Source organism: Marinobacter salinexigens (assembly GCF_008370345.1).
Classification (GTDB): Bacteria; Pseudomonadota; Gammaproteobacteria; order Pseudomonadales; family Oleiphilaceae; genus Marinobacter; species Marinobacter salinexigens.
This window is the reverse complement of record NZ_VTUU01000009.1, coordinates 28,420-49,883: the sequence shown is the minus strand read 5'-3', so window position 1 is coordinate 49,883 and position 21,464 is coordinate 28,420. Positions and strand designations below refer to the sequence as shown.

Genomic DNA, 21,464 nt, shown 5'->3' with positions numbered 1-21,464 from the left:
TGCGGATCTATGGGACGGCAGCAAGACCATCATGACCAGGCCCCCGTTGTCTGGCTGTTAACAGACAACAAGCCCGGCCACAGAAACCAGCTGAAAGGCCTTGGCAACCGCCTGAGGGTGCTGACCGGAGCCAGCCTTCACTGGGTTGAAATTCCTGCACGCAAAGTTCCCCTCTGGAGGGTTATCCTGGCAAGGCCGCCCAAACAGTCGGAAAACCTTCCCAACCCGGACCTGATTATCGCTGCCGGAACCGGTACTCACAGGCTTCTGCTCGCGCTCAGAAAGTCCCGCAACGCAAAAACGATGGTCATCATGAAACCGGGGTTCCCGGTTCGCTGGGTTAACGCCGCCGCGATCCCCTCCCATGACCACCCGGCCAGTTCCCCTCGCATCCTGACAACTCAAGGCGTCATCAACACCGTCACCCCACTGGCCAGAGTGACCAACAAACCTGAGGCGCTGATCCTGATTGGCGGCCCATCGCCACACTTCGAGTGGGACAGCGACTCGATATTCAGCCAGACACAGAAACTGATCATGGATTATCCCCAGTGGCGATGGACGATCAGTGGGTCACGGCGAACCCCGGACGACCTTCTCACCCGCCTGGAAGAACTTGCCAATCTGAAAGTAACCGTCGTTGATCACCGGCGAACTCACGAAAGCTGGCTCAATCATCAACTGCCTGCGTCTCGCGCCGTGTGGGTGACACCCGACAGTATGTCCATGGTCTGCGAAGCCGTGACGTCAGGAATACCGACCGGACTGCTCGAACTACCCGCAAAGACCGGCAGCCGTGTGGCAGAAGGCATCATGCATCTGGTCAAGGAGGGCCTGGCCTCGCCAGTGAGTGATCACGAAGCGGTCATGTCCGGCAGGCATACTCTCGAACATGGATTATGGGAAGCCGACAGAGCTGCCCGCTGGGTCATCAGCCGGCGCCTGTTACCTCTGCCCCTCCGGTCGGGGAAAACGGACAAGAGGACGACAACTTGAGAATACTCCAGGCGTTGCCCGCCCTATACAGTGGCGGAGTCGAGCGCGGCACCATTGAGTTTGCATCCGATCTGGCAAAGCGCGGGCATGAATCCTTTGTTGTCTCCAACGGCGGCCCCCTGGTGGAGAAACTGAGGGCTCAGGGCAGCACGCACATCCGAATGCCCATTCATCGAAAATCCCCCCTGTCGTTCGGACAGATCCGCCCTATGAGGCAACTCATACGGGACCTGAAGCCCGACATCATTCATGTCCGCTCCCGGATGCCCGCCTGGATTGTTAACCTGGCCTGGAGAGGACTGGCCGACTACGAACGGCCAGCAATCGTGTCCACGTTTCACGGCATGTACTCAGTTAACCCCTACAGCGCGATCATGACCAGGGCTGATCGCATTATTGCCGTATCCACCTGTGTAAGGGACTATGTCCTTGAGCACTTTCAGGTGCCAGAACAGAAGCTGACCGTCATTCACCGCGGCGTCAATGTCGATTACTTCCAGAATCGTCAGCTGAACGAATCCTGGAAACAGAACCTGCTACGGGATTTCCCTCAGTTTGCAGACAAGAAAATACTGATGATGCCCGGGCGCATTTCCCGCTGGAAAGGCCAGCTTCATTTTCTGGCGGCTATGGCAGAAATTCTTCGCACCCGTCCCAACACACACGGCATCATTGTGGGCGGCGTAGAACCTGGCAAAGAACGTTTCATGAATGAGCTGGAACGGCGCCGCACAGAACTCGGGCTGACCAACAACGTCACGTTTCTCGGTCAACGAAATGATATGGCAGAACTGTATCTGTTCGCGGACGTCGTCTGCCACATGTCCACCAAGCCCGAACCATTCGGCCGCACCGTCACGGAAGCTCTGGCGTCCGGCACACCCGTTGTTGCCTTTAACCGGGGCGGAGCAGCAGAAACCCTCCAGGCCTGCTATCAGGAGGGGCTGGTTCCCCCCGATGACATCAGCGCATTTGCCCAAACCGCGATGAAGGTTCTGGACTCTGACATACCGGACATCAAGATTCCCTACCAGTTCCGGTTGCAGGCCCAGACAGAGTCATCTCTCAGGGTATACAACGAGGTACTTGCCGCCCGCCAGGCCAGACAATGAACGACAGGGCAGGCTTGACGATAGCCTTTCTCCTCGCAACACCCGGCACCACATGGGGTGGCATGGAAAAACACACCGCAGACCTTGCGGACGCGTTGGCAGGGCACGGCCATACGATCCATGTTCTGGCTCATAAGGCTTACAGGCATCGTTTTTCAACAAGCACCCACTTTCATCCGGTACCGGTGCAAATGGGCCGGCGGAATCCCTGGCTGTCCCACAGGTTAAAGCGGGTGCTACGCCCTATCGCCGCGGATATCATTCACGCCCAGGGCAACAAGGCAGCAACATTACTGAGCGGACTACCATGCGGAATTGCCAGGGTGCGGATCGGTACCGTTCACGGCATCAAATCCAGCCACGGTCCCTTCGCAAAACTGGATCACGTTATTGCCGTCAGCCAGCAGATCTACGACCAGCTAGATCATCCGTCCAGTCACCTGATATACAACGGCGTTGCCCGGCCAATACCCGCGCAAACGGGGTGCTCTTCCCGGCTCCCCCCCGGCATGGTAGCCGGCTCACTCAATGTAGTGGCCGTGGGACGACTGGAGCCGGTCAAGAACTTCAGCCTGCTGATCAAGGCCTGGGCGGAGTTGGCTTCGGCATTTTCCCACGCGCACCTGACCATTTACGGAGAAGGGTCAGAACGCAGGCATCTGGAAAACCTGGTCAGGGAAGTCAATGCCGGAGATTCAATCAGCCTGCCCGGCTTTGTGGAACCGATGGCCCCGGCCTACCAGCAGGCAGATCTGACGGTCATCAGTTCTGATCGCGAGGGGTTTCCCTATGCGCTCGTGGAATCCTTGCTGGCTGACTGTCCCGTTATTTCGACGCCGGTGTCCGGCTGCCGGGAAATGCTTCCCGCAAACGCCCTCAGCCAGGATCACAGCATGGACAGCTTTAAGAACATCATCGCACAGGCTCTTGGAGAGTTGGAGAAGCTCAAGGCGTCCGAGAAGTCAGCAATGGCCTTCGCCAGGGAAAAGCTGACGCTTGAAGCCATGGCGAAACAAACTGAACAACTTTACGTCGACGCATTGGCGGGCTACCCGCCCACATGACTCTTTGAATCCAACTCGCTTTCTATCTCGGCCAGCATCTGCAACTCCTTCGCCTTGGCCAATCTCATGAAGTTACGGTTCGCAGCCGTAATGGCCACACTCAACCCAAACCAGCCATTTAAAACCTGTCGATGGATCAGGTAATACTTGAGAAACTTCAGAGGAAATTCAACAAAGAGCCGGGCACTGGAGATACGCCTCCCCTTTGCCGCCATATACCTGGCCTGCTCCGACGAGAGCTGACAGTATTTCTTCTCCATCTGCTCCAGTGAAATCAGGGTGCGATGCAGCACGTCCCCTTTTAGCTCCAACACTCTGCCGTTTTTAACCCGGGGCCGGTCATCGTTGCTGTCCGCTTCCGGTTCAATGGCCGCACGCTTTCGGTTATACAAACGAAGAATTTTTTTGCTTTTATCGTGCCGGAAGGGATGTCGGGGGTTTGGCTGGGAGAGCACCCATCGCATCCTGAAACCGGCAATCTCGTCGGAGACCTGACTGGCAAAAAGGGCCTTTATGTTGGTAACCAACTGATCCGACAGCACCTCATCCGCATCCAGATCCAGTACCCAGTCGTTTCTGCATAAACTGGCTGCGAAGGCTTTCTGGGACGCAAAGCCCTGCCAGTCATTGTGGACAAACCGCGCCCCAGCCGACTCTGCAACTGCCCGGGTTCCATCGGTACTCCCCGAGTCGACGACAATAATCTCATCTACCCATCCGACAACCCTGGCCAGCGACTCAGGCAACCGGACTTCCTCATTCTGAGTGATGTAATACACAGATAACGGCAGTTTCATCAAAACTCCTGGTTTTGGCACGTTGGTTGGGGCTTCACTTAGGCAATATTATCAACTGCCTGTGTTAAGATGACGCATCCCAAATCAGGGTTCTCGAGGAATTTATCACTCTAGTCCGGAGTAGACGCATGATTCATCCCGTCATCATGGCCGGTGGCACAGGTTCAAGACTTTGGCCACTATCGCGGCAGCTCAATCCAAAGCAGTTTCTCAAGCTGACCGATGGACCATTGTCCATGCTGCAAGCAACCGTTGCCCGTCTGGACGGCATGAATGCAGACAGCCCGCTTTTGATCTGCAACGAAGAGCATCGTTTTCTCGCGGCGGAACAGATGCGCCAGTCAGGCCATGAAGAAACCCGGATAATTCTGGAACCCTGTGGCCGCAACACTGCGCCTGCTATTGCTCTGGCAGCTCTCCAGCTTTGCAACAACTCGGAGACCGAAAACCCGTTAATGCTGGTGCTAGCGGCCGATCACCTGATTACCGATGTCGCAGCATTCCAGGAAGGCGTCGAGCGAGCCGTCCCTCTCGCATCTCAGGGCAAGCTGGTCACCTTCGGCATCGTGCCTCACAACCCAGAAACTGGCTACGGTTATATTCACCGGGGAAGCAACCTTGCAGACAATTGCTTCACCGTCGACCGTTTTGTTGAAAAGCCCGATCTGGATACTGCCAAAGCCTATCTCGACTCTGGCGAATACCTCTGGAACAGCGGTATGTTCCTGTTTGGTGCCCGCGACTACCTGAACGAGCTCGAAACCCACAGGCCAGACATTCTCGCTGCGTGCAAATCGGCCATCGCCGACGCGTCCGAGGACCTTCACTTTACCCGGGTGAATGCAGAGCTGTTCGCCCAGTGCCCGTCCGACTCTGTCGACTACGCCGTCATGGAAAAAACCGACAAGGCCGCCGTTGTAGCTCTGGATGCCGGATGGAGCGACATCGGATCCTGGTCTGCACTCTGGGATGTCAGCGAAAAAGATGCCGATGGCAACAGCCTGTCGGGAGATGTCATCACCCATGACACGTCAAACACCCTGGTCAGGGCCGACAGCCGCCTGGTCGCAACCGTTGGCGTGGACAACCTGGTCATTATCGAAACCAAGGACGCGCTTCTGGTTGCCCACAAAGATCGGGTTCAGGACGTGAAATCTGTGGTGGAACAGATCAAGAGTGATGGCCGCCATGAGCATATGAACCACAGAGAGGTATATCGTCCCTGGGGGGTTTACGACTCCATTGACAATGGCACCCGCTACCAGGTGAAACGCATTACCGTTAAGCCCGGGGCGAAGCTTTCTGTACAGATGCATCACCATCGCGCCGAGCACTGGATTGTTGTCAGCGGTACCGCCAAAGTAACCAACGGCGATGAGACCTATCTGGTGACTGAAAACCAGTCAACCTACATACCGGTTGGTCAGGTACACTCTCTGGAAAACCCTGGTGTCATTGATCTCGAGCTGATCGAGGTGCAGTCCGGTTCATATCTCGGGGAAGACGACATCGTTCGTTACGAGGATCGGTACGGTCGAAAATGAGCAAAGTAAAGTACTTCCTGATTGCCGGACTGCTCAGAATGATCGGCTGGCTTTCTCTTGCCAACGCTCAGCGTATTGGGAAACTCATCGGGTTTCTGTCATGGCGACTGCCGACCAAGCTCAGGCAGGTAACCGATATCAATCTGGATATTTGCCTGCCCGAGCTGTCACCCGGAGAACGGGCTGCTTTGTCACGAAAATCCCTTGCCCAGACTGGCATGACCATGGTGGAAGTGCCCCTGATGTGGGAGTGGCCAGTTGAAAAATGCCTGGGCCTGATCAGGGAAACCGAAGGCCTCGAATTGATTGACGAGGCCATGGCAGATGGGGACGGCCTTATTCTGCTGGCCCCCCACCTGGGTAACTGGGAACTGGCGGGCCTGTTTTTCTCGTCCCGTTACAAAATGGCTGCACTGTATAGCCCGCCCAACATGCCGGAGTTCGAGAACTACATGGTTCGCGTACGAGGCAGGCTTGGCTCCGAACTGGTGCGCGGCGACCGTCGAGGGCTCGCAAGACTTGCCTCGATCCTCCGTGAAGGTGGTGTTGCAGGTATCCTCCCGGATCAGTCACCACGAGGGAAAGGCAATGCGTTTGCCCCCTTCTTCGGTATGGAAGTCAAAACCATGACTCTGGTTTCCAAACTGATTCAAAGAACCGGTGCCAAGGTGCTGATCACCTATGCAGAAAGACTGCCCGATGCCAGTGGCTTCCGCATTGTTGTCAGGCGGACTGAGGCCGGCCTCGGCGACAAGGACGCTGTGATCGCAACCACCGCCATGAATCGATCCATCGAAGACTGCGTGCGTCAGATTCCGGAACAATATCAGTGGGAATACAAGCGTATGCGGCACCGGCCTCCCGGAGAGATCAACCCCTACAACCCCGACCGAATTTGCTGAACGAGCCGGACATGACCGACACCACGCCAAAGTCCCGACTGGTATCTTACGCTCTGCTAATGACCGGCCTCGGGGGCGCACTACTCTCGTCCAGCCTGCTTGCCGCTGCCACTTTGTTGCTGGCCATCAGCGGTATGGTGGTCGCATTCCGCAAAACCCTGTACGAAGCCGGCTGGGATAAGCCCAAGGAACTGCGCCTTCTGCATTTTGCCTTCTGGTTTTTCTTCCTGGTAAGCCTTTGCTCCTGGTCCCTTGAAGGATTCGACTATGACGGAGGCAAGACACTGGGCACCCATGCCCGCTTTATCCTGTTCTGGCCGCTGATCACTGCATTTACCTTTGCCAGGGTAAGGGCCGGCACGGTATTCCTGGCGGCGGCTCTGATGTCCGTTTCAGTGATTGCCATACTTCTGTCAGTGATCATCGAGAGCAAAGGCGCTCTCGGCGGCATCATGAAGTATCGGTTCGGTGGCGGTATCAATCCCATCAGCTTCGGCAACCTTGCACTCCTGGGAGGAATGCTGACCATCGTCGGTGGTTTTTTCTTCCTGAAAAGCAAACGGCCACTGACAGCTCTGGCATTGATGGCTATGGGCACAACAGCGGCCCTGATCTCCATGCTGTCTGAAACCCGGAGCAACCTCGTTGCACTGCCCTTCCTGCTTCTCCTGTTGATCCCCTTGGTCAGCAAAAAGCTGCGAATCGTGGCACTTTTCCTGATCCCTGCCATCCTGGTTACCGCAGTCACTACCAGTGACCGTATGTCCAAATCCCTTGATGGCCTTGTTGACAAGGGCCAGCTTGAGCAGGGTATGGGCAAACGCATCGAGATATGGGATCAGGCCAGCGGTCTGTTCCTCGATAACCCCTGGTTTGGCGCCGGCCTTGGGGGCTATACCCACCATATAGAGGATGCCGTTGAAGCTGGGCAGCTCTCAAAGACCTACCTTTGCTGTACGGGTCATGCCCACAACGATCTGCTCAATAATGCCGCAACCAGCGGTGTTCCCGGCATTCTGAGCTGGACATTTCTGATCTTCATCCCGATGGTGCTGTTCGGGCGCCACCTGTTCAGCTCCCACGCTCCAGCGGCCCATTTGGCGGTAGCGGGCACCATGGTCAGCGTTGGCTATCTGATGTTTGGCCTGACAGAAGCAGCATTCGACAGAAGCCTCTTCCTGACACTCTATATGGTGTACGTGGCTGCCATAGGCTCAGCGCTGTATACAGAACTCAGTGCTTCGTACACGCGTACGCGATCACGTACCGTATCCGCCACCATCATCACCAAAAATGAAGAAGATCATATCGCCGATTGCTTGAAATCAGCACGGCTGGTGGCAGATGAAATCATTGTTCTGGACAGTGGCAGTACCGACCGCACCGTCGACATCGCCCGCGAGTATGCCGATATTGTTGAAGTGACGGACTGGCCAGGCTTTGGCATTCAGAAGCAACGAGCACTGGAAAAAGCGACTGGCGACTGGGTGTTGTCACTTGATGCCGATGAAAGAATCACTCCAGAACTGGCCAGGGAGATCAATCATCACCTGGCAGCACCGGATGCCGATGCCTACAAATTACCGTGGGCGGTCACCATCTATGGTTCACGACTGGACTTCGGGCGAAGTGGAAGAGCCCCTCTGAGACTGTTCCGGCGGGAGGGCGTCAGCTTCTCGGATGCTCTGGTTCATGAGCGCATCCTGATTCCCTCCGGGAGAAAAGTCAAAACTCTGCGAGGCCGCCTGACGCACTACACCCACCGGGACTTCGGCCATTCGCTGGAGAAAAGCGCAAAATATGCCTGGCTGGGATCACTGGAAAAACACAGGAAGGGCAAGAAAACCCGCACAATGATCTACCCTACCCTTCGCGGCCTGATGACCTTCGTGCAGGTTTATTTTATCCGTTTTGGTTTTCTCGACGGTTCTGTCGGCTATCTGACAGCCGTTACCTACGCCCAGGTTACGTTTAACAAATATGCGGGATTGTGGACCCTGAAGCGCCCAAGGCGCCAGCAAGAATGAAGACCGATCACCAGCTCTGACCAACCGTCAGAGAGTGGTGGCTTCTACGCCCGCAGACTGGAACATGGACACGATTTCCTCGTAATAAGGCACCTGGGCGCCCAGGGCCTCATCGTCAATCTGGTACACGTTGATATAGGGGAACATCTTTTTCAGGGTAAACAGAGCCGTGGAGGCGAAACTGTAAAACGCCGTGTACTTTTCTCCGGAAAGCGCAACTTCCACTTCGATAGGACGGCCGGCCTGCCGCACCTCTACGGGCAAGCCCCAAAGCAGTGAATCCAGTTCTGCGCGGACTTCCTTACGGTGCATAAAGTAAACAATACGACTGTCTGGATGACGTTCCAGTACATGTTCAATCTGAAGTTTTAACCGCTGCAGACGTATACCACCGCCAAACGGCTGCCCCAGAAAGCCAATCAGCGGGGGCAGTGCCGAGCTTACATGCTCACGGGTCCGGAACGTTTCCCGAAATACTGGAAAATCGTGGATTACAGTCGTGATCTTGTCCGTGCATGGCAACGGGAAAAAAGTAAAAAAGGACACGACCTCGGGTACAACCCGATGGAGCCGGATGCCCATGGCTGATAGCAAGCGGGCTTTTCCCTTCGACACCCGGGACGCTAGCCCCTCGTTGTGGATGGCATGGTAATACTTGACCGTCGCCAGACCATCATCCACAAAAACCAGTTCCTCGGCGTCGAACCCCCGATAGAAAACCTCGTGAATCCAACTGGCCTTGTTACCGATGAACATTCTTTTAATGGGGCGATGCGCCAGGGATCGGGCCACACCACCTAAATGCAGGTAGAAGGAGCTTTTTTTCAGGTGTATCGTCTCGACGTCCTGCCACCCCAAGGCTGTGGACAGCAGTGCGAGCTGAGACTCTGTTTCACTGTTGTCCGGTCGGGCGATAACCAGCAGAGACTCCGCGGCAGAACACCCATAATAGCGGCGTGCCTCAGCGCAACTGATCAGTTGCAACGGTGTACTTACCACAAATACATTCAGGGTGGTGTCGAGGCTAGTCAAGCTGGCTTATTCCGTTAGATGTAAATTAGCTGTCCTGCTGTTTCATCCGCTTCAGTTCCCTCTGAAGCCGGCGCCTGACCTTGAGTTTCCTCAGCAGGTTCAGCGGCTTTTTCTTCAGTGCGCCCTGCTTATCCCGCAGGAAGTTTTCAACCGCATCCAGCACTCGCGGGCTGGACTGGCCATCCCGGAAACTATGGAGATCGTCACACAGTCTACGGGTTTCCGACATCAGCTCGTCAGGGTACGACACCGCCCTGGCAAGCGCCGCCTCAACCTCATCCGGGCTATCTACATCAATCAGGTAGGGCCCTGGCATCTTGGTCCGGAAAGTCACTACCGGGCGGTCCAGGAACATGAATTCAAACATGATGGAGGACGTATCACACATCATAACGTCGGCTTCCGGCAAAATAGGAAGCAAATCTTCATCACTCTCCACAAATCTCAGGTTATCACCCGCCAGTTTGCGATACTGCTCAACAACCTCCTCATCCATTTTGGGGTGCAGAGTAACAATAAACTGCCATCGTCCGCTTCGGGAAAGCTCACCGATTTTGTCTACCAGTGCAGGTGCAGAGGTCACCGAACGACTGAACGTCGATGCATAAAAAACGACCGGGGCCTCTCCCTCCGCTCGTTGCGGTTTCCCCAACGATGCGCCTGACAGCAACGGATCCAGCTTGGGCCAACCGGTATGCGCTACCGCGAAATGCCCATGCTCCTTTGCCAACGCCTGAAACTTGGCAGTGTCCTTCACCGCATGTGTGCAGTAAAGATCAAACCACCCACGAATCCGGTAATGATCGCTTTCATCCTCACTGCTGTGGCCCCGTTTATTCCGTGCCATGCCGTGAAACACTTCCACCTTGATGCCCGGAAAGAAATAGGGAACCCAGTCTCCCGGCACAAACGTCGCGTCCGCCTTGAACTCCATCACTTCCCTGACCGTCTTCAGCCGACGCTCTCCTGCTTGCAGTGGTGCAGTGGAACACCCCGCTACGAACCAGGCGGCCTCGTCTCCACGACGGCGGATTTCATCCTGTAACGGCCTCAGGATAGAGTATGAATATGGCTGATTGACGAAAAACAGATAGCGACGCATTCAGCTTCTGCCCGTTAATGATTTGTAGAGCTCACCGGTTTCTCGAACCGTCATGGAGGTATGGAAGTCCCGGGCAATCCGGTCCCTCGCAGCCGCCCCCAAGGCGCCAGCCAATGCCCGGTCCCTAATCAAACGATCTATCGCTGCTGCCAGCGCAGCGGGATGCTCCGGCGGAACAACCAATCCACTGACACCATCTTCCACCAACTCTGGCATGCCCCCAACGCTGGTAACGACAGGCGCAACGCCATAGACCATTGCTTCAATAACAGCTCGGGGCAAACCTTCCCGGCCTTTTGAGGGCAACACGAACACGTCGCTGGCTGCTGCAATGGCTGGAGCATCATTGCGGTATCCGGTGAAATGGATCCGGTCGGCAAGGGGGGATTGCTCAGCCAGTTGCCGGATCTCCTCACTGTTAATGACATCACCAACCAGCAGCAAGTGAACATTCGCGTCCGTCGGCAGATGGTTCATGGCCTGAATCAGGTCATCAAACCCCTTTCTCGGGCTGTTACGGCCTGTACAACACACCACCAGAGCATCTTCCGGCACACCAAACTCACTGAGATCAGCAGGTTCCGCCTGGTACCAGGCAAGATCATGCCCTTTGTAGATACGCTGTAGCTTGCTGTCAGGGATGTGCATCCAGAGGAAATGAAGGCTGGCAAGATAGTCTTTAATTGCATCAGCCACGCAGACGATCTTACTGACCCTTGGATGCAAAAACGTTATCCAGGATTCCGGATTCACGAAACTGATATTGCCAATGACGCCCCGATAAGCCACCACTTTGATATCGGTTCCTTTCGACGCCCGCAACCCACAAGCCAGTGCCCGTGGGTTATAGGCGTGAATAACCTCGTAGTGTTTCTTCGACAGTTGGCTTCGGATCGCTTCCGTGCCCTCTTTATCGAAACGATTCTTCAACGCCATCGGCTGGGCCACCAAGCCTTCATCTACCAGGCGCTGGTAGTTCCGACCCTTGGGATTGCACATGACATCCACATCAAAACCAGCATTCCTGAGCCCGATAAAGAGTTCGGACTCTGGACGGTCACACGAATCCGTCAGGCACAGGATCGCAGGCAATTCACTATCACGGTTTAGTTCAGTCAAACAGAGTGACTCCCGTTATATCCAGTCATAAAAGGTTCCCAGACCCGGGCCTGGACCGCATCGCCCGCGACTTTTCTGATCGACCTCGCAAAGCGCTCCAGGTTTCGGCTTTTCCAGTCCAAAGGCGAACCGGGAGGGACAATGCTGCCTTTATCGAAATCAATCAGGTAATAGACATTACCCCGCACCAGCACGTTGAAGCAGTTGAGATCAGCATGGCGAACGCCGGCATCATGGAAGCGACGGATCACCTGCCCCAGAGCAGTCCAGTCTTTGAGATCAAGATCTTCCAGCAACTCCGCCAGCGGTACCGTATCGTTCAGCCGCTCAATGATAATAGACGCCTGGTATTGCACTGGGGATCTTTTCCGGTACCAGGCCCCTACGGGCTTGGGCACGGGCAATCCCATCCGATAAAGCTGATCAAGCAATCGGAATTCCGAGAATGACCTGACTTCCGCTTCTTTGGTGTAAGCATAAGTCTTCCGGGATATCCGCGCCGCCAGACCTCCACGACGGTATTCCCGCAGCACCAGACTCACCTCGCCCGCTTCAATGAACCAGGCACCACCTCGACCGCCACTGCTGACAGGGCGTGCGCAGTCTCCCCAATACTCGGCACTGAACCATTCGGCAGTCACCCGCCCCCGATAGTCTGGATGTACCAGCAACGCGGAGCCTTTGTGTCGCTCTATAATCTCGGAGTCGGCCATGGTTTCCTAACTAACATCGTTCAACTGCACCTGCTCATACAGGCATCAGGACGTGTGCCGGTGAGTAGGATAGAATGGCCGCCAGTTTATCAACGAATGACTACCCAGCTCCACAAAAGGGGCGGAATAACCTGGAACGGACGACTGCCTGATGAAATCCATCTGCATACTTCGCTTGTCAGCCATTGGCGACGTTACCCACGTAATACCCGTGGTGTTGAGCCTTCAGGAACAGGTTCCAGGCATCGAAATCACCTGGGTGATTGGTAAGATCGAAGCCAGACTGATTGGCGATCTGCCCGGTGTCGAGTTCATCATTTTCGACAAGAAGGCAGGGCGACAGGGCTACAAGGAACTGCGCCAGAAAATGAGAGGGCGGCGCTTTGATGCCTTGCTCCACATGCAGGTTGCATTCCGCGCCAACCTTGCCGCTGCCTGCATTCCCGCCCGCGTACGGGTTGGCTATGACTACGCCCGCAGCAAGGATCTTCACAGCCTGTTTATCAACAAGCGCATCGCTGCTGCACCAGAGCAGCACGTTCGCGATTGCCTTGCCAGTTTCCTTGAACCCATCGGCCTGAAAGCCGCACCTCCCCGCTGGAACATCCCCCTGAGCGAGTCAGATCATGAGTTCGCCTACAAACACCTTGCCAGCGACCGCAAGAATCTGGTCATCAGCCCCTGTGCCAGCCACGCACTCCGTAACTGGCCCGCCGAGCGCTATGCACGCCTTGCCGACTACGCCATACAAACTTACGGTATGAACGTGATCCTTGTGGGAAGCCCGGCGCCTTTTGAGAAAGAGTACTGCTCTGCCATCGAAGCCTCAATGAGGGAAAAGGCTCTGAACATTTGTGGCCAGGATACCCTCAAACAACTAACCGCCATGATGACTCATGCCGACTTGGTGGTCGCCCCTGATACCGGCCCCGCACACATCGCCAGCGCGGTGGGGACCGATGTACTCGGCCTGTTTGCCGCCAGTAACCCGAACCGCTCTGGCCCATACAATTCGCTCAAATGGTGCGTCAACCGCTACCCCGAAGCCCTCAAAAAATTCACCGGAAAAGCCGTTGGGGAGGCTCGGTGGGGGGCGAAGGCAGAATTCGAAGGTGCGATGGAGCTGGTGACCGTTGAAGACACTACCGATATTCTGGATCGGTGGTTCAAGGAAAAGGCGGGATCGTAAAACAGTGACGGGGACTGATGGGGTGCTCGCCAGCGGCACCCTTCACCAGCCCCGGACCAGAATCACTTTCTGGCTGTGTAATCCTGATAGGACTTTTCTTCAACAAAACGAGAGCCCAATGCAAGGTTAATGTCTTTCTTGATCGCAGCTCGCTTGTCGTTTGTCACATAGACTGCCCGAGCCAGCTCGATGAACTTCGGCCCGAAGCTCTGATCCGCTTCCTGATCCCGGATATCATCCTCGATCACCCAAAGCTCTTCGTTAACGGCTTTAAGTTGCTGACGAAGATCCGCAATTGCGTTCTGATCCGGAACGGCTTCATTCCAGGTCTCACTCAGTTCTTCAAGCTCGAGACGGACATTGTTGAGCTTGGCTTCGTCCTTGATGCGCTCGGACTTGATCTCAAGAATGGTGATCTTGTCGAGAACTTCCCCGAAGGAAACCGGGACTTTGATGACATCTGCCATTATCTGTTCCTGCCCACTATCTGGTGTATCAAAAATCAGTTGTATCAAAAAACAGAAGCCGCCACTCTGCCAAATAACAGAAGGCGGCCTTTACTCAGAGACTTCCCGAGATCGACCTCTCAGCCGTTGACGGGTGTCAGCCATTCGCTGTGTTCAGGAAGCTTCCCTTTCACTGCATCGAAGTACAGTGACTGGAGCTTCTCGGTCACTGGTCCACGCTTACCGGCTCCAATCGAGCGGCCGTCCAGCTCACGAATCGGCAGAACTTCTGCGGCAGTTCCGGTAAAGAAGGCTTCTTCCGCAATGTAGACTTCATCGCGGGTGATCCGACGCTCACGAACTTCCAGCCCCTGATCTTTCGCAAAGTCGATGATGGTGGCGCGGGTAATACCTTCAAGGCACGAGGTCAGCTCTGGAGTATGCAGAACACCGTCACGCACAATGAAGATGTTTTCCCCCGAACCTTCAGCAACATAACCTTCATTGTCCAGCAACAGAGCTTCTTCGGCACCGCCGGAAATCGCTTCGTTGAGCGCTAGCATGGAGTTGATGTAGTTGCCGTTCGCCTTGGCTTTACACATGGTGATGTTTACGTGGTGGCGGGTATACGATGACGTACGCACCTTGATACCCATTTCCTTGGCTTCCGGAGACATATAGGATGGCCAGCTCCAGGCGGCAACCATCACATGAACCTTCAGGTTGTCTGCGCGCAGACCCATACCTTCAGAACCAAGGAATACCATCGGGCGGAGGTACGCTTCGTCGAGGTTGTTCTCGCGAACCGCTGCGCACTGTGCCTCATTGAGCTCGTCCTTGGTGAACGGCATTTTCATGTTGAGGATGTGAGCAGAACGGAACAAACGGTCAGTGTGCTCTTTGAGACGGAAAATCGCCGGGCCATTCGCGGTGTTATACGCACGCACGCCTTCAAAACAGCCCAGGCCGTAATGCAGGGTGTGGGTGAGTACATGGGTTTTTGCTTCCCGCCAGGGAACCATTTCACCATCAAGCCAGATAAGGCCATCGCGATCAGCCATCGACATTCTACGTTGCTCCTAAATAAAGCGGTTTTCGGGGAACCGGCATTCTAGCAGGAATTTTCGCCAGAAATGAATTTGCTCAGCTGTCCATCATGACTTTTTTCCACATAGCCCGGATATAGGTTCTTTCCTCGGGGAAAGAACCTCCTTCCACCTGGCTGTTAAGGTTTTGCAACGCCCGGCGATGGATGGTGGAGCGCAAGGCAATAAAGGCCTCCCGCAACCTTTCCGTGTCCTCAACCGGTATCAGCCCGGCCCGGCCCAGCTCTTCCATCTGACGGATATTGTCTGACCATTGGGTAAGTTCCGGGTGATCGGAACTCCAGGCCAACATCAGGTACTGAACCATGAATTCAATATCAACGATACCGCCGGCATCATGCTTGATGTGAAAGGTTTCCGTCTGGCGATTGGCGGGGGTACCTAGGTTCGCCCGCATTTTCTCGCGCATATCCACCACTTCCTTTCGCAGCGCCTCCCGCTCCCGTGGCTGGCACAAAATATCATGCCTGATGCGCTCGAAGGACTGCAGGGTTTCCGGACACCCCGCAACACCCCGGGCACGGGACAGCGCCTGATGCTCCCATGTCCAGGCATCGTTCCGCTGGTATTTATCAAACGCCTGAAGCGTACTGACCAACAACCCCGAGTTACCAGACGGCCGCAACCTCATATCCACTTCATAGAGTTGTCCCGATGGCGTCTGGGTATTGAGAATATGCACAATCCGTTGACCCAGCCGGGTATAGAACACGGCGTTATCGATAGGCTTATCACCGTCGGTGGACAGTTCCGGATCACCTTTGTGAACGAACACCAGGTCAAGATCAGAGCTATATCCCAGCTCAATCCCGCCAAGTTTGCCATAGCCGATCACCGCAAAGTCCATTTCTCCCGTTTCCCCATCCGCTCGCCCGGGATAACCGTGACGACTGACCAGGTTGGCATAAGCCACGTCGACCACGTGATCCAGTACCACTTCGGCAATCCAGGTCAGGTAGTCACTGACCTTCATCAACGGCAGGGTGCCTTTAAGTTCCGATGCAGCAACTCGCAAGATATGCGCCTTCTTGAAATGGCGAAGGGATTCCATCTGCTCTTCGAGGTCCTCGAAAGGAATCCTCAACATCTGCTGCCTCAGGTCGTCCTGCAGCTGTTCTTTTGCCGGCGGGTGATACAGGCTCTCGGCATTCAGCAACTCATCCAGCAGCAGAGGCGTCTCCGCCAGTTGCCTGGCAATCCAGGGACTGTCGCTACACAACCTGACCAACTGGGTACCGGCCCCTGGATTTTCCAGCAACAACACCATGTAGGCCGTGCGCCTCAGTATGGCTTCCACCAACTGAAGAACCCGGGACAGTGTCTCCGACGGATTGTCCACCGTTGTAAGCGCATTCAGCAGCATCGGCATGAACTGGTTCAGCCGTTTTCGCCCCTGAGTCTGCATGGTTTGTACAGTCCGGTTCTCACGAAGATCACACAAGGCCTTATAGCTGTCTGAAGGCGCCTCATAACCATGGTCCGAAAGCCAGCGGGTTGCGGCCTCTTCCTCGACTTCCGCCAGCCAGAGTTCATGCCAACCTTCGTCGAGGGCATCCGCCCCCGATTCCTCTTCGTCTTCCGTAGTAATGATATCCGAGAAGTGAGTAGCCACCTGTTCACGATGGCGGTTCAGGGCGTGTTCGCAGCCAGCCCAGTCGTCAAACCCCATGATCAAAGCGACCCGATCTCTGCTCAGATCATCATCGGGCAGGAGCTGGGTCTGCTTGTCCTCCATACCCTGCAATGCGTGCTCCAGATTGCGGAGAAACACATAAGCCTCACGGAGCTCGATCACCACCCGGGAGGGCAAAAGCTCCAGTTCTTCCAGTTCCTTGAGGATGACCAGAAGTTCCCGCTGCTGCAGCTCCCTGTCCCGGCCACCACGAATCAGCTGGAATGCCTGGACAACAAATTCGATTTCCCGGATCCCGCCGCTACCCAGCTTGATATTGTTTTCCAGCCCTTTACGCCGCACTTCCCGACTGATCATCGCCTTCATACTGCGCAGCGACTCAAACGCACTGAAATCAATGTATTTGCGATAAACAAAGGGACGAAGGCTCTCCATCAGAACCTGACCCGCCTCCTGATCACCGGCCACTACCCTGGCCTTGACCATGGCGTAGCGTTCCCAGTCCCGCCCCTGATCCTGGTAGTACGCCTCCAGAGCCGCGAAGCTCAGTGCCAGCGCGCCACTCTGTCCGTATGGACGTAACCGCATATCCACACGGAACACGAAGCCATCTCCGGTTATTTGGTCCAGCGCCTGAATGAGACGCTGCCCCAGCCGGATAAAAAAGGTCTGATTGTCGATAGAGCGCCGACCGTCCCGGGTTTCTCCACCACTTGGAAACGCAAAAATCAGGTCGATATCAGAGGAAACATTCAGTTCCCGGCCACCCAGCTTGCCCATTCCCAGCACCACCATTTTCTGAGGTGCATCCTCACCGGTTACCGGGTGCTCGCCCCACGGCGTTCCTGACTGTTCGCAGGCATCGTCATACAGCCAATCAAGTGCTCCCTGAATGCAGGTATCGGCAAAACCACTGGTGGCGAGCATGGTCTCAGACAGGTCGGCCCAGCGCATAAGATCCCGCCAGATAATCCTGAACTGGGCTTCCCGTCTGAACTGCCGAAGTGCGGCATGCAGAGACGTTTCACTATCAACATCGGCAAGATATTCCTGCCAACGTTGTTCCAGGTAGCCTGCCGTCGTCGCCTCTGTGAGACTCCGGGAAACCATCATCGCCCTCACCTGTTCCGGATGACGCTCTACGGTTTGCCTGAGAAACAGGCTGCGTGCAAAAGCACCTGCCACGACACCTTCCGTCATTCCCTCAGCACTCTTAAGCCAATCCGGGAAACCGTCAGGAAATACTGAAGACCAACATCCTGAAATCTCGTCAGCCAACGGTACTGGAAGGGAATTCCATGGCTCGGACATAATGCAAACCCCTGTCTCTCTGTTATATTTCCGGTACTGTATAACGAACTTACCCGCGACTGAACAGGCCAGACCCAGGGATGCAGAGAAACCGTCGCCCGCTCAATCCTGAACATCAACAACCTCACCTGTCCATGGGAGGGTTAATCAGGCACCGCATGAAAAGGCTGTTCGCGATTCTCGCCGGACTGCTGCTGCTGCAAATACTGGTTATCTGGACGGTGGAAGACCTGACCTTGTTTGAGTCAGTCTGGATCACCATGACAACGGTATCTACCGTTGGCTACGGGGATTACTCGCCCCAGACAACCATCGGACGACTCAGCACCATTCTGATCATGTTCGTCGGGGCGATCACTCTCCTGACGCTGATCGTCAGTGACTTTATCGAATACCGGTTCTATCGCCGGGAACGCATTCTTACGGGGAGGTGGATCTACACCATGAAAGACCATATCGTCATCATCAACACACCCAGGAACGGCGGTGAGCAGTATTTCATGCGTTTTGCGTCCCAGATACGATCCATTCCGGGCTATGAAACCATCCCCATTATGCTACTGACCCGCCAGTTCCCCCAGGGACTTCCCACAGAACTGTCTGACGTAGGGCTGGTGCATTATCATGGTGCAGGGTTTGACGCCCAGGCTTTGAGAGCTGTTCACGCGGGCAGCGCCCGACACATTATCGTGCTGGCATCCGATGAATCCGATCCCATTTCCGATAGCCTGACCTTCGATATCTCCCATCGTCTGAGCGAACTGAACCTCGCAAACCGCGCTACGGTGGAGTGTGTCAGCGACGAGAACCGCAGCCGGTTCAAGGCACTGGGAATCCGGACCGTCATACGACCCGTGCGCACGTATCCGGAAATCATGGTGAGATCGGTCGTAGCGCCGGGATCCGAGAAGGTATTGGAGGATTTGTTCAACTACGAACACGACCACCCTCATCGTTACGATTTGCCACTGGATGATCTGAACTGGGCCGACATTGTGAGCGCCCTGGTACGCCACGGCATCGGCACAGCACTCGCCTACATCGACAAGGATGACGAAGTTATCTGCCATCCACCGACTTCGGAAGAGATTGAAGGGAAGGGTTTGATCGTACTGGTGAAGTCAACCAACACGCCCGATGTCGAGATGGTCAGAGAAGCGCTTGATCGCTACCGGGCATTCATCGCCAGCTGGCACGCCAAAAGCAATAACAAAGACAATACTGAGGAGCCGGCCACAGACGCCTGATTCGGTCAGGCGGCTGCAATGGACAACTGCAGGCGACCCAGCACACCCTCGTTGATCAGTGCATCGAGCCCGACTCCCGCCGCAGCGGCGTCCACCACTCTGGCAAACAGATCACTCGCACCAGCCTCTTTTGCCCTGTTCGCCACATCAGACAGGTCCAGCTGATCAAAAGACACGACCTCACCGGTTAACCACAGAACGCTGAGCCCATAAAGAAAGTCGGTCACCGAGAGTGGAGATCCGTTGCCTTCCGGCCAGGCCTGAGGTGTGTGAAGCCCGGCGAGGTAATATCCCTGCTCCGCTTTGCTGACAAGGTTCAGAAACACGGGAACCTGTTCTGCCAGCTTCATGGCCCATTGCACCAGCGCCCCGGGGTCGCCCGCCTTCAGCTCAAACTCAACCTCTGAAAGTGGCTTTACGGCGTTACCGGAGATAACCTCACCATGATCAACGGCAACTTCAACCTCTGTAGCCCCCAGCTGAAGATCAACGACCTGGCGGCGGAAATTCGTTTCAAACACAGGGTACAGACTGCTCAAGTCCACCGCATCACCCAACGAGGTTGCGGCCAGCAGGGACATATCGAGACCGGCACCCTGCAGGGGCCATTCCCACTCCTGCCGCTTATGGGCACCATCAACGAACTCGCCGCGGGTTTTAAGTGTCTGGATAAACCGACCACCAGCCTGCCGTACCCGCAAGGCCGCCCGTTGACGGTTCAGGTCAGAGCCCGGCGTATCGAAATAGCGATTCACCAGCAGCTTTTCATTGCCCTTGATGGCCTCCGGCTGAGCCAGCAGCCAATCCAGTGCCTGCGGTAACGCATCGCCTGAGAGTGTCAGCTTTATTTCGAGCTCTTCCGACATGACGCCTCCTTTTTCAGCGCCTGAAAATAAAAAACCGGCAGCCCTCAGGCTGCCGGTTTCGGCTATCCAATCAACTCAGAGAGTGATCAGAAGTAGTAAACAGCACCGATAGCCAGATCAGTGTTGTCTACGTCTGAAGATACGTCTTCAGAGTTGTTCAGGTAACCTTCAACCCAAACGTACATGTTGTCAGACACGTTGTGCAGAGCCTGTGCAGAAACGGTAGACGCTTCCTCGTTGGAGTCAGCACCGTCAGCGAATTCGTAGGACAGAGCGAAGGTGTTAGCGCCTACAGAGTAACCAGCGAATACACCCCAAACGTCACCAACGTCTTCACGAGTCTGGAACTGACCAGTCAGACGCAGGTCGCCAGCGGTGTAGCTACCACGAGCACCGTAGGTGTTTTCGTTGTTTACGTCCGCACCGTTGGAGGAGTAAGAAGTAGTACCGTCGTTGGAGTCCATGGCAACGGCCAGCTCAAACGCGTCTACAGCGTAAGTAGCCGCCAGCTGGTACGGGTAGGACTTGCCACCAGTGGTGGAATCGCCATTGATCTGAACAGCACCGTGCAGCTGCAGACCACCGAAGCTTGGGGAGCTGTACTGAACCAGGTCACCTTCGCCGGTGTCGTAGGAGCCACCGATGTTCTGAGAGGCGTACTCGTAGTAGTTGGCAATTTCGTCGATGGCAGACTCGTAAGTAGAGTCATCAGAGCCGGCCCAGATAGTACCGAAGCTGTCGCCTTTAATACCGATGTAGGCTTCGTCGAATGCGTTCAGACCGCCATTGCCGGCTTTGTCGTCAGCGTCGAACTCGAGCTCAGCCTTGAAGAAACCTTCGATGCCAGGAGCAATCTCGTGGGAGTGCTTAACACCCAGGGTAGAACCGTTGTCGAGGAAATCAACAGCGGAAGAACCGGGATCGGAATCAGAATGGCTGATAGCCAGCTGAATGTTACCGTAAACAGTCGGCATGTTGTCAGCGGCAGCAGCAGCGCCAGAGAACGCGGTAGCAGCAGCGATAGCAGATGCGAGGAGCGTTTTTTTCATGTTGCGTCTTCCTTTTTGAGTTAACTCAGGTTTTAGCGACGGGTTCTTATCCCGATTTTGTAAGGCATCACCAGTCATGCTGGATGTGCCCGATTCTGCATTACCCTTATGTCAGTTTTGTGACATGAAGGATAACTTTTCTCTGTATCCTGAAAATCCGCAATCCAGCAGATCTATACAGGTCAATCACTTACGGGATCTTCTTAAAG

18 protein-coding genes are annotated in these 21,464 nt (G+C 55.3%); 8 read left to right on the top strand and 10 right to left on the bottom strand.

Annotation, left to right across the window (positions count from 1 at the left end; translation table 11 throughout):
* Window positions 1-9 precede the first annotated feature (9 nt).
* Genes FWJ25_RS15875 through FWJ25_RS15865 form a run of 3 tightly spaced genes read left to right on the top strand, consistent with a single transcriptional unit; the run spans window position 10 to window position 3,172 of the window.
* Entirely contained in the window at window positions 10-996 is a 987-nt protein-coding gene (locus FWJ25_RS15875; protein WP_149601245.1) for a mitochondrial fission ELM1 family protein, read from the top strand.
* A complete protein-coding gene (locus FWJ25_RS15870) occupies window positions 993-2,108 on the top strand; it encodes a glycosyltransferase family 4 protein (RefSeq protein ID WP_149601244.1) in 1,116 nt (371 codons plus the stop codon). Before FWJ25_RS15875 ends, FWJ25_RS15870 begins: the two co-directional genes overlap by 4 nt.
* Window positions 2,105-3,172, top strand: a complete 1,068-nt coding sequence (locus FWJ25_RS15865; RefSeq protein WP_149601243.1) for a glycosyltransferase — start codon at window positions 2,105-2,107, stop codon at window positions 3,170-3,172. Before FWJ25_RS15870 ends, FWJ25_RS15865 begins: the two co-directional genes overlap by 4 nt.
* On the opposite strand, the gene FWJ25_RS15860 is transcribed toward FWJ25_RS15865, so the two are convergent.
* Window positions 3,157-3,969 (bottom strand): glycosyltransferase family 2 protein, encoded by an 813-nt coding sequence (locus tag FWJ25_RS15860; RefSeq protein ID WP_149601242.1) that lies wholly within the window; start codon window positions 3,967-3,969, stop codon window positions 3,157-3,159. The genes FWJ25_RS15865 and FWJ25_RS15860 overlap by 16 nt on opposite strands.
* A gap of 128 nt (window positions 3,970-4,097) precedes the next feature.
* Here FWJ25_RS15860 and FWJ25_RS15855 point away from each other — a divergent pair, with 128 nt between their 5' ends.
* From FWJ25_RS15855 to FWJ25_RS15845, 3 genes are read left to right on the top strand one after another with little or no spacing between them, the layout of a single operon-like run.
* Complete coding sequence (locus FWJ25_RS15855) at window positions 4,098-5,513, top strand: mannose-1-phosphate guanylyltransferase/mannose-6-phosphate isomerase (RefSeq protein ID WP_149601241.1); 1,416 nt, start codon at window positions 4,098-4,100, stop codon at window positions 5,511-5,513.
* On the top strand, window positions 5,510-6,415 hold the full coding sequence (locus FWJ25_RS15850; protein WP_149601240.1) for a lysophospholipid acyltransferase family protein: 906 nt from the start codon (window positions 5,510-5,512) through the stop codon (window positions 6,413-6,415). Before FWJ25_RS15855 ends, FWJ25_RS15850 begins: the two co-directional genes overlap by 4 nt.
* Window positions 6,416-6,426: 11 nt before the next feature.
* Window positions 6,427-8,442 carry a glycosyltransferase gene (locus FWJ25_RS15845; protein ID WP_149601239.1) on the top strand — a complete coding sequence of 672 codons (2,016 nt, stop codon included), beginning with the start codon at window positions 6,427-6,429 and terminating at the stop codon, window positions 8,440-8,442.
* 27 nt (window positions 8,443-8,469) lie between these two features.
* Here the strand turns inward: FWJ25_RS15845 and FWJ25_RS15840 are convergent, their stop codons facing one another.
* Genes FWJ25_RS15840 through FWJ25_RS15825 form a run of 4 tightly spaced genes read right to left on the bottom strand, consistent with a single transcriptional unit; the run spans window position 8,470 to window position 12,408 of the window.
* A complete protein-coding gene (locus FWJ25_RS15840; protein ID WP_149601238.1) occupies window positions 8,470-9,474 on the bottom strand; it encodes a polysialyltransferase family glycosyltransferase in 1,005 nt (334 codons plus the stop codon).
* Window positions 9,475-9,499: 25 nt separating this feature from the next.
* Window positions 9,500-10,576, bottom strand: coding sequence for a CDP-glycerol glycerophosphotransferase family protein (locus tag FWJ25_RS15835; RefSeq protein WP_149601237.1), 1,077 nt, complete (start codon window positions 10,574-10,576; stop codon window positions 9,500-9,502).
* Window positions 10,577-11,695 (bottom strand): glycosyltransferase family 4 protein, encoded by a 1,119-nt coding sequence (locus FWJ25_RS15830; RefSeq protein WP_149601236.1) that lies wholly within the window; start codon window positions 11,693-11,695, stop codon window positions 10,577-10,579.
* Complete coding sequence (locus FWJ25_RS15825) at window positions 11,692-12,408, bottom strand: 3-deoxy-D-manno-octulosonic acid kinase (protein ID WP_149601235.1); 717 nt, start codon at window positions 12,406-12,408, stop codon at window positions 11,692-11,694. Before FWJ25_RS15825 ends, FWJ25_RS15830 begins: the two co-directional genes overlap by 4 nt.
* A gap of 151 nt (window positions 12,409-12,559) precedes the next feature.
* On the opposite strand from FWJ25_RS15825, the gene FWJ25_RS15820 reads away from it, so the two are divergent.
* The gene (locus FWJ25_RS15820) at window positions 12,560-13,597 is read left to right on the top strand and encodes a glycosyltransferase family 9 protein (protein WP_149601234.1); all 1,038 of its coding nucleotides are present in this window, start codon (window positions 12,560-12,562) and stop codon (window positions 13,595-13,597) included.
* A 62-nt stretch (window positions 13,598-13,659) separates the two neighbouring features.
* On the opposite strand, the gene FWJ25_RS15815 is transcribed toward FWJ25_RS15820, so the two are convergent.
* The 3 genes from FWJ25_RS15815 to glnE form a co-directional block, all read right to left on the bottom strand.
* On the bottom strand, window positions 13,660-14,064 hold the full coding sequence (locus tag FWJ25_RS15815) for a DUF6165 family protein (protein WP_149601233.1): 405 nt from the start codon (window positions 14,062-14,064) through the stop codon (window positions 13,660-13,662).
* 119 nt (window positions 14,065-14,183) lie between these two features.
* Window positions 14,184-15,110 carry a branched-chain amino acid transaminase gene (locus FWJ25_RS15810; protein WP_149601232.1) on the bottom strand — a complete coding sequence of 309 codons (927 nt, stop codon included), beginning with the start codon at window positions 15,108-15,110 and terminating at the stop codon, window positions 14,184-14,186.
* Window positions 15,111-15,186: 76 nt separating this feature from the next.
* Window positions 15,187-18,093: a bifunctional [glutamate--ammonia ligase]-adenylyl-L-tyrosine phosphorylase/[glutamate--ammonia-ligase] adenylyltransferase gene (gene glnE / locus FWJ25_RS15805; protein WP_149601231.1), complete on the bottom strand. Its 2,907-nt coding sequence runs from the start codon at window positions 18,091-18,093 to the stop codon at window positions 15,187-15,189.
* 80 nt (window positions 18,094-18,173) lie between these two features.
* Here glnE and FWJ25_RS15800 point away from each other — a divergent pair, with 80 nt between their 5' ends.
* Window positions 18,174-19,340, top strand: a complete 1,167-nt coding sequence (locus FWJ25_RS15800; RefSeq protein WP_149601230.1) for a potassium channel family protein — start codon at window positions 18,174-18,176, stop codon at window positions 19,338-19,340.
* A 5-nt stretch (window positions 19,341-19,345) separates the two neighbouring features.
* Here FWJ25_RS15800 and FWJ25_RS15795 read toward each other — a convergent pair whose 3' ends face one another.
* Together FWJ25_RS15795 and FWJ25_RS15790 are read right to left on the bottom strand one after the other, a co-directional pair.
* Entirely contained in the window at window positions 19,346-20,206 is an 861-nt protein-coding gene (locus FWJ25_RS15795; RefSeq protein ID WP_149601229.1) for a CYTH domain-containing protein, read from the bottom strand.
* Window positions 20,207-20,292: 86 nt separating this feature from the next.
* Window positions 20,293-21,255 carry a porin gene (locus FWJ25_RS15790; RefSeq protein ID WP_149601228.1) on the bottom strand — a complete coding sequence of 321 codons (963 nt, stop codon included), beginning with the start codon at window positions 21,253-21,255 and terminating at the stop codon, window positions 20,293-20,295.
* Window positions 21,256-21,464: the final 209 nt, after the last annotated feature.

Bases quoted from the DNA above. Each gene is read 5' to 3' on its own strand.
- FWJ25_RS15820 (WP_149601234.1), top strand. From the start codon at position 12,560: ATGAAATCCATCTGCATACTTCGCTTGTCAGCCATTGGCGACGTTACC.
- FWJ25_RS15790 (WP_149601228.1), bottom strand. From the start codon at position 21,255: ATGAAAAAAACGCTCCTCGCATCTGCTATCGCTGCTGCTACCGCGTTC.
- FWJ25_RS15855 (WP_149601241.1), top strand. From the start codon at position 4,098: ATGATTCATCCCGTCATCATGGCCGGTGGCACAGGTTCAAGACTTTGG.
- FWJ25_RS15875 (WP_149601245.1), top strand. From the start codon at position 10: ATGGGACGGCAGCAAGACCATCATGACCAGGCCCCCGTTGTCTGGCTG.
- FWJ25_RS15865 (WP_149601243.1), top strand. From the start codon at position 2,105: ATGAACGACAGGGCAGGCTTGACGATAGCCTTTCTCCTCGCAACACCC.
- glnE (WP_149601231.1), bottom strand. From the start codon at position 18,093: ATGTCCGAGCCATGGAATTCCCTTCCAGTACCGTTGGCTGACGAGATT.
- FWJ25_RS15860 (WP_149601242.1), bottom strand. From the start codon at position 3,969: ATGAAACTGCCGTTATCTGTGTATTACATCACTCAGAATGAGGAAGTC.
- FWJ25_RS15795 (WP_149601229.1), bottom strand. From the start codon at position 20,206: ATGTCGGAAGAGCTCGAAATAAAGCTGACACTCTCAGGCGATGCGTTA.
- FWJ25_RS15810 (WP_149601232.1), bottom strand. From the start codon at position 15,110: ATGTCGATGGCTGATCGCGATGGCCTTATCTGGCTTGATGGTGAAATG.
- FWJ25_RS15850 (WP_149601240.1), top strand. From the start codon at position 5,510: ATGAGCAAAGTAAAGTACTTCCTGATTGCCGGACTGCTCAGAATGATC.
- FWJ25_RS15800 (WP_149601230.1), top strand. From the start codon at position 18,174: ATGCAGAGAAACCGTCGCCCGCTCAATCCTGAACATCAACAACCTCAC.
- FWJ25_RS15825 (WP_149601235.1), bottom strand. From the start codon at position 12,408: ATGGCCGACTCCGAGATTATAGAGCGACACAAAGGCTCCGCGTTGCTG.
- FWJ25_RS15835 (WP_149601237.1), bottom strand. From the start codon at position 10,576: ATGCGTCGCTATCTGTTTTTCGTCAATCAGCCATATTCATACTCTATC.
- FWJ25_RS15815 (WP_149601233.1), bottom strand. From the start codon at position 14,064: ATGGCAGATGTCATCAAAGTCCCGGTTTCCTTCGGGGAAGTTCTCGAC.
- FWJ25_RS15845 (WP_149601239.1), top strand. From the start codon at position 6,427: ATGACCGACACCACGCCAAAGTCCCGACTGGTATCTTACGCTCTGCTA.